At 46.0% G+C, this 13355-nt stretch carries 11 protein-coding genes and 1 pseudogene; 4 read left to right on the top strand and 8 right to left on the bottom strand.

Annotated elements, in window-relative coordinates; genetic code table 11:
* Nucleotides 1-94 (top strand): annotated as a pseudogene (locus AAC854_RS18555) (IS982 family transposase); the annotation flags it as partial.
* A gap of 138 nt (nt 95-232) precedes the next feature.
* On the opposite strand, the gene panC reads toward AAC854_RS18555, so the two are convergent.
* From panC to sfsA, 7 genes are all read right to left on the bottom strand, one after another.
* Entirely contained in the window at nt 233-1090 is an 858-nt protein-coding gene (gene panC, locus AAC854_RS18550) for a pantoate--beta-alanine ligase (protein WP_340618416.1), read from the bottom strand.
* Nucleotides 1091-1130: 40 nt separating this feature from the next.
* The gene (gene panB / locus AAC854_RS18545) at nt 1131-1925 is read right to left on the bottom strand and encodes a 3-methyl-2-oxobutanoate hydroxymethyltransferase (protein ID WP_340618415.1); all 795 of its coding nucleotides are present in this window, start codon (nt 1923-1925) and stop codon (nt 1131-1133) included.
* Between the two features lie 181 nt (nt 1926-2106).
* Nucleotides 2107-2589, bottom strand: a complete 483-nt coding sequence (gene folK / locus AAC854_RS18540; protein WP_340618414.1) for a 2-amino-4-hydroxy-6-hydroxymethyldihydropteridine diphosphokinase — start codon at nt 2587-2589, stop codon at nt 2107-2109.
* Between the two features lies 1 nt (nt 2590).
* Nucleotides 2591-3949: a polynucleotide adenylyltransferase PcnB gene (pcnB, locus tag AAC854_RS18535; protein WP_340618417.1), complete on the bottom strand. Its 1359-nt coding sequence runs from the start codon at nt 3947-3949 to the stop codon at nt 2591-2593.
* A 291-nt stretch (nt 3950-4240) separates the two neighbouring features.
* Nucleotides 4241-5137 (bottom strand): tRNA glutamyl-Q(34) synthetase GluQRS, encoded by an 897-nt coding sequence (gene gluQRS, locus AAC854_RS18530; protein WP_340618413.1) that lies wholly within the window; start codon nt 5135-5137, stop codon nt 4241-4243.
* A gap of 60 nt (nt 5138-5197) precedes the next feature.
* The gene (gene dksA, locus AAC854_RS18525; RefSeq protein ID WP_047963537.1) at nt 5198-5653 is read right to left on the bottom strand and encodes an RNA polymerase-binding protein DksA; all 456 of its coding nucleotides are present in this window, start codon (nt 5651-5653) and stop codon (nt 5198-5200) included.
* Nucleotides 5654-5849: 196 nt separating this feature from the next.
* Entirely contained in the window at nt 5850-6560 is a 711-nt protein-coding gene (gene sfsA / locus AAC854_RS18520) for a DNA/RNA nuclease SfsA (protein WP_340618412.1), read from the bottom strand.
* Between the two features lie 119 nt (nt 6561-6679).
* Between sfsA and hrpB the strand changes: the two genes are divergently transcribed.
* A complete protein-coding gene (gene hrpB, locus AAC854_RS18515) occupies nt 6680-9169 on the top strand; it encodes an ATP-dependent helicase HrpB (protein WP_340618411.1) in 2490 nt (829 codons plus the stop codon).
* A gap of 49 nt (nt 9170-9218) precedes the next feature.
* On the top strand, nt 9219-11693 hold the full coding sequence (gene mrcB, locus AAC854_RS18510; RefSeq protein WP_340618410.1) for a bifunctional glycosyl transferase/transpeptidase: 2475 nt from the start codon (nt 9219-9221) through the stop codon (nt 11691-11693).
* Between the two features lie 56 nt (nt 11694-11749).
* Here the strand turns inward: mrcB and AAC854_RS18505 are convergent, their stop codons facing one another.
* On the bottom strand, nt 11750-12493 hold the full coding sequence (locus AAC854_RS18505) for an NAD-dependent epimerase/dehydratase family protein (protein WP_340618409.1): 744 nt from the start codon (nt 12491-12493) through the stop codon (nt 11750-11752).
* A gap of 160 nt (nt 12494-12653) precedes the next feature.
* On the opposite strand from AAC854_RS18505, the gene AAC854_RS18500 reads away from it, so the two are divergent.
* Nucleotides 12654-13268 (top strand): TSUP family transporter, encoded by a 615-nt coding sequence (locus AAC854_RS18500; protein WP_340618408.1) that lies wholly within the window; start codon nt 12654-12656, stop codon nt 13266-13268.
* Nucleotides 13269-13355: the final 87 nt, after the last annotated feature.

Raw genomic sequence — 13355 nt, 5'->3', positions numbered from 1 at the left:
CGTTTTAGGTGGACTGATTGCTTACTGCCTTAAATTGAAAAAACCATCACTGAAAGTTTTCTACTTAGAAGAAGATGTTCCAATGATGGCTTAAGCAGAATTCGGGTTAATAAGCTAACCGGTCACGCCTTCAATAGTTAGGCCCCTTAGCAAAGGTAGTCTTCCTGTTCGATGACAGTCCCTATTATTTTGTCGTGCATCCCTTCCGATTCGGAATAACCCACCATTAAAATCAGTCAGCCAAATCAACCTGCTGATTGTCAATCAGTCTTGTTTGGCCTAACCATGCAGCCATAAGGATCACGGCTTTTTTGCTTTGTGCTGTCAGTGGGGCCAGATTTTCTGCATCGCGGATAAACAATTCATCAGGCATAAAGCCCTCTTCCCGTAAATGCACAGAGGTTAATTCAATCAGGCGCTCTGTATCCCGCTCTCCATTCCTTAAGCGTTCCGCTATACATTGCATAGCCTTATTCAGCAACGGTGCAATTTTTTTCTCTTCAGCAGACAAGAGGTTATTACGTGAACTCAGAGCCAATCCATTTTTATCACGGATAATAGGCACGGATACCAATGTAATGTCGTAAGCCATATCTGCAATCATTTTGCGGATAATCTGCAATTGCTGAAAATCTTTTTCACCAAAATAAACCAAATCGGGTTGGATTAAATTAAACAATTTGCTGACAACCGTCGTAACGCCACGAAAATGCCCCGGACGGCTGGCACCTTCAAGCATATGAGACAGCTCTGGTACTTCGACAAACGTTTGATTGCTGTTTAAACCGTTCGGGTACATTTCGCCAACGCTGGGTGCGAAGACTAATTCAACATTGTGACGGCTTAGTTTCTCGCAATCTTCTTGCAAGGTCCGGGGATAATTGACCAGATCATCTTCCCGGTCAAATTGCATTGGATTGACGAAAATACTGACAATAACAACATCAGCCTGCGCTTTGGCGGTCTCAACTAATGCCATGTGACCATCGTGCAGATTTCCCATTGTAGGGACAAAAGCAATACGCTTGCCAGCTTGACGCCAACGGCGGATCTCACGGCGTAAAATGGGGATCGTTTCTATAATCAGCATTGCTGTACTCCTTTAATTAGCAGTCATGCTGGGGGAATAATCAACTGAATGAGTGCGCTTGATCAGGATAAGCACCGCTTTCTACCTGTTCTTTATACAGGCGGATAGCATCCCTGACATTGCCAGTTTCTTTGAGAAAGTCTTTGGCAAATTTAGGAGGTCTTGCGGTAATGCCTAAAGCATCGTGCATAACCAGGATTTGAGCATCTGTGCCATTACCGGCACCGATTCCAACCACTGGGATCGTGGTGAGCTGGTCGGTAATTTGACGTGCAAGCTCGGCAGGAACGCATTCTAACAACAGTATTTGCATGCCAGCATCTTTTAGGGCGATAGCATCGGTCATTAATTGATTTGCGGATGATTCATCACGGCCCTGAACTTTATACCCGCCGAGGATATTAACGGATTGCGGCATTAAACCTAAATGGATACAGACAGGGACAGAACGCTCAGTCAGCATTCTCACAGTATCACAGAGCCAGCTTCCACCTTCAATTTTAACCATGTTGGCACCGGCACGCATGAGCTTGGCTGCATTCTCACAAGCTTGCTCTGGTGTGGCGTAACTCATGAATGGCATATCTGTAATTAAGAAAGAATCCGGCGCTCCAGAGCGAACGCAACGAGTATGGTAAATGACATCTTCCATTGTGACGGGTAAGGTAGAATCGAACCCCTGCACAGTCATACCCAGCGAATCACCAATCAGCATGACATTGATGCCTTGTTCGGCGAAAAGGCGGGCAAAACTGGCATCGTAAGCTGTGATAGTTGCGAACTTACGTTTTTCTTTTTTTAACTGACGCAGGTCAGCCAGGGTGGTTGGTTTCATTATTATCTCCTGAATAGTTATACCCGTTATCTTTCATGCTGCGGTCGTAGTTGCAACCTGAAATCCATTAGGTATAGGGCCTATCCCATTGGCTTGTTAAAAAAGCACCCAATAGGATAGGCCCTGATTATCCAGAAATCGGCCACGGCTGTATGAGATGTTGAATTACAAAATATGCGAGCTATAACCAAAGCATCAGGCCATTTTCTGGAACTTTTTGTAATCGTTCTGCCAGTGTTTCTCCATCGGGGAACACAAGATCCGGTGCAATTTCTGCAAGCGGATAAAGCATAAATTCGCGCTGTTTTAGACCATAGTGAGGAACCGTCAGGCGTTCAGTATTAATCATATGATCACCAAACAGCATGATATCCAGATCCAGTGTTCTTGGCCCCCAGCGTTCATCTTTGCGAACACGGCCCTGCGCCAGTTCGATTGCCTGAGTGTGATCAAGCAAAGTCTCTGGTGGCAATTGAGTTTCCAATGCGACAGCAAGGTTGAGATAATCAGGCTGATCCTGTGGCCCCATTGGTTTAGTCCGATAAAAAGATGATCGAACAACAAAAGTGGTATCAGGGATATTTTTCAAAGCAGCAAGTGCATTATCAACTTGCTGCAAAGGATCGGCCAAATTACTGCCAATGGCAATATAAACCCGGGTCATATTAACCGTTGTTCCTGTTCTGACGAGTGTACCCACCACGGCGGGGACGTGTCCGGCGACGAAGGGGTTCATTACCCAGTTCTGATATCATTCCACGCTGCTGCGAAGGTGTTGACTGCTGGAATTCAGTCCACCAATGTACCAGCTCTCTCAGCTCATGGCGTGGCTCAATACTGGCACGTAACTCCAATAAATCATATGCAGCACGGAACTTAGGATGCTCCATCAGTTTATTCGCGCGCTTTCCCTGACGACGCGGCAAGCGAAGCTGAAGTAACCAGATATCCCGCATGGTCGTGGTGTATCGCTTCGGAATGGCAATCGAGCGGCACTGCTCATCAAGAATGTCATTCATTGCCAGTGCGAAAGCATCGTAATACTGCAATCCGCCTTCCTGTGACAGTTTTTCCGCGTGTTCGAGCAATGGATACCAAAGCATGGCAGCGAATAAGAAAGCCGGGTTAACCCGCTTGTCATTCTGTAAGCGGTAGTCGGTATTTTTCAGTACCTGCGCCAACAGTTTTTCCATCGGAGAATCAGCGCCTTGGGTGAAACAGCGTTGAATCATGGGGAATAATGGCTGGAACAGATGATATTCGCGCAGCAATTTATAGGTGCTGTAACCTTGCCCCGACTGTAGCAGTTTCAGTGATTCTTCGAACAGGCGTGCTGACGGAATGTCCTGCAACAGAAACGCAAGGCGTGGGATCGGTTCAGCCGTGGCTGGCTCAATGGTCATGTTCAGTTTGCTGGCAAAACGAACAGCCCGCAGCATACGTACAGGATCTTCCCGATAGCGCGTTTCTGGATCGCCAATCAGGCGGATAATACCTGCATTGAGATCTGCCATGCCACCGACATAATCCCGCAACGCAAAATCATCAATACCATAATAGAGACTATTGATCGTGAAATCGCGACGGGCTGCATCTTCTTCAACCGAGCCAAAGATATTATCACGCAGTAACATACCGCTCTGGGCTTTATGTGACTGGTTCCGGTCATTGCTTTCAACTTGCTCATGTGGCCCGCGGAAGGTAGCAACTTCAATGACATCCGGCCCAAACATAATATGGGCAAGGCGAAAGCGGCGGCCAACAAGACGACAATTGCGGAACAACTTACGCACCTGCTCTGGTGTGGCGTTAGTAGCTATATCGAAATCTTTGGGCTGCTTGTGCAGCAATAGATCACGAACGCCACCGCCGACCAGATAGGCTTCAAAGCCTGACTTATTCAGGCGGTACAGAACTTTCAGGGCATTATCACTAATGTCTTTACGTGAAATCGGATGTTGCTCCCGGGGGATCACAGTGATCGGGGAGTCCGAAGGTTTTGCCTTTGCGGGTTTTTTCCTCATTTTGTCGTTGTCGGCATGTGATGAAGATGAATGATTTCCTCTGCGACGTTTACGCAGAGAACTGCTCTCTGTTTGAGCAGAATGGTCAGATACGGTGGCTGGCCTTTCACTGACTGCCTGTGTGTCGCGTTTTACCCTGTTATCGCGGATCAGCAAATTACGGCAGAAAGTTGCTACTCGGTTAAAAATGGGACACCTCGATAGTGACTAATCAATTAAAACAAAAAACAACCGCCAATCATAACTTACTGGACATTTTTTGAGAATGCTTACAGCGCTAATAGCAACACTTTATTTAAATTGGCAATAGGTTATGTTTTTTGGCGAAATCGCGTTTATATTCCAATTGTCGATAGCCTGCTGTAGCAGTTGTTCTGTAGTGAGATCCTGCCAGCCTACGATAATTGGTTGATTCAAAAATGATAACGCATCAATAAGCAATGGCCTTGGATCACTCAGAGGGATCGGCTGGGCATGATTTTGCTTGGAAAGCTTATTTCCTTCTCTATTTAACACGAGAGGTAAATGCACATAATCCGGCGTCTTAAAATTCAAGTGCTGATACAGAGATAGCTGGCGAACCGTTGGTTCAATTAAATCTGCCCCTCTGACAATTTCAGTGACGCCCTGATAGTTATCATCAATAACGACGACAAGATTATAGGCGAATAACCCATCTTTGCGATGAATAATGAAATCTTCTTCCGCCATTGCCGTAGATACGGTGATGTGCCCTTGTAATTTATCGCAAAACCCATCAACCGGATGGTGTTGTTTCAGGCGAATTGCCACATTATGGTCCGGTAATCGTAAATGACGACAGTGTTTATCATAAAAACCGCCCAGTTGTTGAATGCGCTGGCGGGTACAGGTACAGCAATAGCTGTTTCCCTGCTGTTTTAACTGCTCGAGGATGGCGCGATAGGCTTCATGGCGTTGGGATTGATAAAGAACGTCGTCATCCCAGTAAAGGCCATAATGCTCAAGGGCTTTCAATATCCGATTGGCGGCTCCGGGGACTTCCCGTGGGGGATCTATGTCGTCAATACGCATCAGCCATTTCCCATGACAGGTACGTGCTTGCAGATAACTGCCCAGTGCCGTTACCAGGGAACCGAAATGGAGATCGCCGGAGGGTGACGGAGCGAAGCGCCCGATATATGACGAGGAATGTTCAGATTGAATCATATCAGGATCAATGTAGGGTTAAGTACGGCGCTGTTCAGCGCCGTACTTAACCCTATTTTGTTAGCCAGCCATTTGCTTTTCGCGAATTTCAGCCAACGTCTTACAGTCAATACATAAATCGGCTGTTGGGCGAGCTTCTAAACGGCGGATGCCGATTTCAACCCCACAGGATTCACAATAGCCGAAGTCGTCCTCTTCGACTTTTTTCAGCGTTTTCTCGATCTTTTTGATCAACTTACGCTCACGATCCCGATTACGTAATTCAAGACTGAACTCTTCTTCTTGCGCCGCACGGTCAACTGGATCAGGGAAGTTTGCTGCCTCATCTTGCATATGAGATACAGTACGGTCTACTTCATCCCTGAGTTGATTGCGCCATGCTTCCAGAATCAGCTTGAAATGCTCTAACTGGGCATCGTTCATGTATTCTTCGCCTGGCTTTTCCTGGTAAGGTTCTACCCCAGCGATGGCGAGAATGCTTAAGGACGAGGTTTTACGTTTTTGCCCTTCTTGCATAATGCTTCTCCTTACACACGCACTATCAAACAGCCCCCCAACAGCAGGGGGGAAAAAAATAGGCCGCTATAAATAGCAGATGACTGCGAGGTTGGCAATTGTTCCTGCCATTAGTTTTGCAATGCTGTGAAGGCTGACATGTTTACTGCTTAAATATATCGCAAAACTAACCTCATCAGCATGATCTGTTTACAAATTATCCTATTGATAAAAAAGGCAATTTGTCACTTAGTATCATCCTGCCTTCTGTCATGCTGGCCTTGTAACAAATAACTTCGACCCCTGAATTACATGCTTGTTCCAAAAGAAAAGCATAATCATGGTCAATATGTTTTGCTGCCGCAACCTGACTGATCCCAGAATGTAAAACAGCAAATAACAGGACAGCCCGCTGACCTTGTTGTGCTATCAATGATAGCTCACGTAAATGTTTTTGCCCGCGAATTGTTACCGCATCGGGAAAATAACCATAATTTTCCTGTAGCAACGTTACTGACTTGACTTCAATATAACAATTAACTCGTTGTTTTGATTGTAACAATAAATCTATACGGCTTTTCTCTTTTCCATAACTCACCTCACGGCTAATTTGCTCATAACCAGATAATTCCGAAATTACCTTTTTTTCAATGGCTTGATAGACCAGCTCATTGGCTCTGAGGGTATTGACACAAATCCAGTGCCCATTTTGAGTCTGCGTCAGCTCCCAACTATTCGGGTATTTGCGTTTGGGATTGTCGGATGTGGAATACCAGACGGTATCTCCCGATGTAGCACAACCTGTCATTGCACCCGTATTGGCACAGTGTATGGTAAGTGTTTCTCCTTCTGGTGTAAGGACATCCGCCAGAAAGCGTTTATAACGGCGTATTAAAGTGGCAGGCTTTAGAGGTGGTGAAAATTCCATAAACTTTCCTTCATAACCCGTGATCGACAATCTCAGTAACCTGAAATTCGATGAAATGAAATCAAAGATGCTAATGCTACAATGGCATCTGTTGAAAGTTAATCCATTATGGTGATCCTTTGTTATTACCTATTTATGACGTTGTAGAATCCGTCATTGCTGAATTGCAAACGTCGAAACAGGTGCTGCTACATGCACCCACAGGGGCAGGAAAATCGACCGGATTACCATTGGCGATTTTGAATCAAGCATCGTTGGCAGGCCGAATTATTATGCTGGAACCTCGGCGTATTGCCGCGCGTAGCGTGGCTGAACGCCTTGCTGAGCAATTGAATGAGCCTGTTGGTATGACCGTAGGCTATCGGATGCGCTCTGAAACTAAAGTCAGCACTTCGACACGCCTTGAAGTGGTAACGGAAGGGATTCTAACACGCATGCTTAAGCAGGACCCTGAATTGAGCGGTGTTTCTCTCGTCATCCTTGATGAATTTCATGAGCGTAGTTTGCAGGCGGATTTGGCGCTGGCGTTGTTGCTTGATGTACAGGAAGGATTGCGGGATGACTTGCGTGTTCTGGTGATGTCTGCAACGCTGGATAATCAGCGTCTTTCTTCTCTATTGCCGGATGTGCCAGTGATTGTATCAGAGGGGCGTAGCTATCCGGTTGCAAGATCTTATCATCCGCTTTCTTCGCATCAACCTTTCGAACAGTCAGTCGCATCGACAGTCTTGCGTTTATTACAGCAGGAGACGGGATCACTGTTGCTGTTTCTGCCCGGTATCGGTGAAATTCAGCGTGTATTTTCGCAGCTGGAAGGAAAGGTCAGCGACGATACATTATTGTGTCCATTGTATGGTGCGTTGTCGTTGTCAGATCAGCGTAAGGCGATAGCGCCAGCCCCCATGGGGATGCGTAAGGTCGTGTTGGCGACCAATATTGCAGAAACGAGTTTGACGATTGAAGGCATCCGGCTGGTGGTAGATAGTGGCCTTGAACGTACCAGCCGGTTTGAGCCGAAAAGCGGCCTGACGCGTTTAATCACCCAGCGCATCAGTCAGGCATCAATGGTTCAGCGGGCAGGGCGCGCCGGACGGTTGGAATCAGGCGTTTGTTGGCATCTGTTCAGTCAGGATCAGGCAGAAAGGGCGGCGGAACACAGTGAGCCGGAAATCCTGCATTCAGATCTCAGCAGCCTGTTGCTCTCCCTTTTACAGTGGGGATGCCGTGACAGTCACCAGCTTCAGTGGTTGAATAACCCTCCACAACCCGCATTGGCTGTTGCAGAATCGTTGTTATTGCGATTGGGGGCATTGGATGAACATCAACAATTGACAGCCCGCGGCTGGCAGATGGCGGAATCCGGTAGCGAGCCGCGTTTGGCGGCAATTCTATGTTCGGGTAAAGAGTGGGCAGGAAAGGAACCTACAGAAAAGGAACAAGACAGTTCGGCATTGGCAACCGCAGCAAAACTGGTCGCGATTCTGGAAGAACCTCCTCGCCGTGGACAACCTGATATTACTTATTGGATGACATCAAATCAGCGCCATTGGCAGCAACGGGCTAACCAGCTTATCAGGAATCTTGTGGGCAAGAATGGAAAGCAGGGTGTTGGGAACCAAACAGAGAACATTTGCCTTGATGTTATCCCTGAATTATTGGTACAGGGATTTCCAGACAGAATCGCCAAAAACCGTGATAACCTTGGGCGTTTTCAGCTCGCTAATGGATTGGGTGTCGTGCTGGAACATGAGGAACCACTTTCGGGAGAAGAGTGGTTGGTTATTCCATCGTTGCAGCAGCTTAATACGCCCGATGCCAGAGTATCGCTTGCCTGCCCTTTAGATATCGGGCATACCTTACGACAATCTCCGCTTCTGTTTACTGAACATACAGCCGTGGAGTGGGATGATAACAAAGGCTCATTGCGCGCATGGAAGCGTTTGCAATGTGGGCGTTTAGTTGTCAAAGCTCAGCCTCTGGCAAAACCTTCAGAATCGGAATTACAAGAAGCCTTGCTGAATTGGGTTCGGCAGGAAGGTTTGTCAGCGTTGAATTGGTCACAGGAAGCGTTGCAATTGCGTATTCGTTTGCAAAGGGCAACAGAATGGTTGCCGGAAATAGAGTGGCCGACGGTTGACGATGAATCCTTGCTAAGTACCCTTGAGCACTGGTTGCTGCCTGTGTTGGGCGGCATTGGTGATTTGAAAGGACTGCGTCAGATTGAACTTTCATCTTGCCTGATAAGTTTGCTTGATTGGCAGCAACGGCAAATACTGGATAATGAATTGCCTACTAATTACACTGTGCCAACTGGGAGCAGGATCGCTATCCAATATTTTAACGATAAGCCGCCCGTACTGTCAGTCAGAATGCAAGAGATGTATGGGGAGCAGCAAAATCCGGTATTGGCGAAAAGGAGAATTCCGGTTGTCATTGAATTGTTATCTCCTGCCCATCGTCCATTACAGATCACGCAGGATCTCGCTGCATTCTGGCAGGGAGCTTACCGTGAAGTACAAAAAGAGATGAAAGGGCGTTATCCCAAACACTTATGGCCAGATGATCCTGCCAACACGGCGCCGACGAGGCGCGTGAAAAAATATATGTGATTACTTTTAATTCATATTCCGGCATTGAATAAACATTGGAGAATTCGGTATGTCTGATGATGATCGTCAGCCAATCGGACGCAAGGGCAAAAAATCGGGGCCTCGTCGCGGGCGCACATCAAAAAAACGCGATCGGCGGGATGACTATGATGATTATGAAGATGATGATTTTGACGACGATGAGGATGAAGTCATGACTAAAAAAGGGAAGAATACCCGACCATCCAAGGCCCGCCCCCCCCAAAACAGAGGGAGCTGGTTTTTGTGGCTGCTGTTAAAAGTCTTTATTGTGTTGACAGTATTGTTTGTTATTTATGGTTTTTATCTGGATAACAAAATGCGCCAGCGTATCGACGGTAAAGTTTGGGATTTACCCGCCGCAGTGTATGGACGGATGGTTAACCTCGAACCCGGCATGAATTACAGTAAGGATGAAATGATCCATTTACTGGAGGGAATGCAGTATCGGAAAGTGACCAGAATTACCCGTGCAGGTGAGTTCATTGTCAAGGGTAATAGCATTGAGATGCTGCGTCGTCCATTTGATTTCCCTGATGGTCAGGAAGGACAAATTGAAGCTCGATTGACCTTCGATAACAATCATCTTTCCAGCATTCAAAACATGGAAAATCAACGTCAGTTTGGTTTTTTCCGCCTTGATCCGAAATTGATCACCATGATGCAATCGCCGAATGGCGAGCAGCGTCTGTTTATCCCGCGTCAGGACTTTCCTAAATCATTGGTTGAGGCGTTACTGGAAACGGAAGATCGTTATTTCTATGAACATGACGGAGTCAGGCCGCTTTCCATTGCCCGTGCCGTATTGGCTAACTTAATGGCGGGGCGCACGGTTCAAGGGGGAAGTACCCTGACGCAGCAATTGGTGAAAAACCTGTTTCTTTCCAATGCACGTACCTTGAGCCGTAAAGTGAATGAAGCCTACATGGCGTTATTGATGGATGCCCGTTACAGTAAGGATCGCATCCTTGAACTGTACCTGAACGAAGTCTTTCTGGGGCAAAGTGGAGACGAGCAAATCCATGGTTTCCCTCTGGCGAGCCAGTACTATTTTGGGCGTCCGATCGGGGAACTGACTTTGGATCAGCAGGCGTTGCTGGTGGGTATGGTCAAAGGGGCATCTTTGTATAACCCGTGGCGCAATCCTAAAGTGGCACTGGAACGCCGTAATGTCGTGTTAAAAATTCTTCAGAGCCGAAACGTTATCTCTCAGCAACAATATGATGAATTGAGCGCCCGCCCATTGGGTGTGAAGCTGAAAAATGAGGGAATTACACCACAGCCTGCTTTTATGCAGTTAGTGCGTCAGGAACTACAGGAAAAGTTAGGCGATAAAGTTAATGACTTATCGGGTGTGAAAATCTTTACCACTTTAGATCCGGTTGCACAGTTTGCGGCGGAAAAATCGGTGGAAGAAGGTATTGTTGCTTTGCGGGCAGCCCGTGGAATTAAGGGTCTGGAAGGAGCGATGGTTGTTGTTGACCGTTTCAGTGGCGAAGTTCGTGCAATGGTGGGCGGCTCCCAACCGCAATATGCCGGATTTAACCGTGCATTGAATGCCCGCCGTTTGATCGGCTCTCTTGCCAAACCAGCGACTTATCTGACGGCATTGAGTCAGCCGGATAAATATCGCCTGAATACTTGGCTGGCAGATGAACCTATCTCTGTCCCTCAGGCCGGAGGAAAACCTTGGGAGCCGAAGAACTTTAGCCGTACTTTTAGCGGGCGCGTTATGCTCATAGATGCGTTGGCACGCTCAATGAACGTTCCGACAGTTAACCTGGGGCTGGATGTTGGGTTGGATCGCATAACCAGTACCTTAATTTCCCTGGGAATTCCTGCGAAAGAGATTAAACAGGTTCCCGCCATGTTATTGGGTGCGATTGAGTTGACGCCAATGGAAATGGCGCAAGAGTTCCAGACCATTGCCAGCGGCGGTAATCGTGCAAAACTCTCCGCCTTGCGCTCTATCATTGCCGAAGATGGTACGGTAGTTTACCAGAGCTACCCACAGGCAGAACGGGCTGTTCCGCCACAGGCTGCTTATCTGACATTATACGGTATGCAGCAAGTCATAGCGCGAGGTACAGGCCGTTCATTGATTGGAAAGTATGGCAAATACAATTTGGCGGGGAAAACCGGAACGACTAATGATCTTCGTGACAGTTGGTTTACGGGAATTGATGGTAAAGAAGTGGCGGTTGTCTGGACTGGGCGCGATGACAATGGCCCTACTAAATTGACAGGGGCGACGGGAGCATTAAAGATTTACGAGCGTTATCTGGAAAACGAAACGCCATTGATACTGAATAACCGTCCGCCGGAAGATATCGTGGATATGTCAGTCAATGAAAATGGCAGCTTCGATTGTGCGGGTAATGGTGTCAGGATGTTGCCGGTTTGGACCGACGATCCACAGGCTTTGTGTCAGCAATCAGAACAACAGCCAATAGAAGAGAATGGGGAAGAAGCGCCGGGCTGGCTGCGTGAGATGTTTGGTCAGTAATAAAAAAACTCCCCATCCGTCTGAATTGGATGGGGAGTTAAATAATTCTTTAACTATCAATTGGTTAATAATTTTAAATCAAATGACTGAAAGGCATCATCTTTGGGAGAATAGCCTAATATTTTTCTGGTTTGGGTGAGATCGAAGCGTTTAAACCGATTATTGGAAATGCCGTGGGCGATAAAGAAAGTAATATCTTCAGCTTCAATAGCACAATTAATCAACTGGATTGCGTCCTCAGGGCTCAACCAAGCACTAAGATCGCGGGCATTTTTGAGTCCATGATTATCCCTGAATTCAAAAGCACCTATTCTCAGTGCGACGGAAGACAAACCTTTTTGGGTCGCAAAATAGGAACAAAGTGCTTCTCCATAACATTTTGTAACACCGTATAAATTAGCCGGGGATACCGCTATCCCATCAGGTATTTGTTTATCGACAGGATATCCCTCAATTGTTTGTGCGCTGCTGGCGAAAACAAAACGACGACATTCAGATTGAGCTGCAGCTTGAAGAAGATAAGTTGTTGTTAAAATATTTGCTGGTAATAAATGTTCAAATTCAGCATCAGCATGAGGAATTCCTGCAAGATGGATGATATTCTCTACACCAATTATTAATTGTTCAGCGACAGAAGGGTCGGATAAATCAGCAAGAATAAAACGATGCGGAGTTTTGACGAGATAGTCGGGTTGTTTTTGGTCTACAAGGGTAAAAATATAATGTTCCTGCATGGACAGAAAGAAAGTCCGCCCTATACGTCCACTTGCACCAGTTAACAAAATAGTACGTTTTGGCATTATCTTTTTTCTCAATTAGAACAATGGGAATAGGTTAAACATAATATATAAATATAATCTCAGGAATAATAACTTATAAATTGCCATTTTCTCTTTATGTTGCAATGAATATACCAGATAAATATAAAATGCAATTGTTTCAATCTATAAGGACAATACCTTGAACCTGCTTATCTTATCCCTACTCTTTATTACCGCTGCGTTATTACATGGCATTAGCGGTATCGGTTTTCCGATAGCCAGCACAACCGCATTAAGCTTATTTATGCCATTAAAAGAGGCAGTTGTATTAGCGTTATGGCCAACATTATTGGTTAATATTTTTAGTGTAATATCGGGCGGAAAGATTGGTCATATTTTATATAAATATGGTTTGTTAGCTTTCTTTTCCCTGCTCGGCAGTTTTATTGGTGCAAAACTGTTATTTTTAATTAATCCGGCCTATTTGCAATTATTGCTGAGTGGGGTAATTGCATTTTACATTATCAATAGTACTCGTGGCAGTAACTTGCATTTGCCAGAAAATCCGATTGTTTTATCTCTATTTGGTTTCGCCGCCGGGGTTATTGGCGGTGCAACCAATGCGATGTCGCCTATCTTAATTATGTGCCTATTGGCAATGAGCAGTGATCGCCATGAAATTGCACGAGCAGCGAATTTGTGTTTTTTACTTGGCAAGATCAGCCAATTAATCGTATTACGCCATGAAGCATTGGCACTGTTTTCCTCGGATTATTTATGGCCGGTAGTGATATATAACTTTTCAAAATGGTAGGAGTGTCAAAGAAACTCAGTCCAAATTTTGCGAGTTTTGATTTTCCAGAAACAAAAAGGCAAAAAAGAGGACTGAGTTATGCTTATC

The organism is Xenorhabdus entomophaga (assembly GCF_037996725.1).
GTDB classification, from domain to species: Bacteria; Pseudomonadota; Gammaproteobacteria; order Enterobacterales; family Enterobacteriaceae; genus Xenorhabdus; species Xenorhabdus khoisanae.
This window is presented reverse-complemented; position numbering and strand designations above follow the sequence as displayed.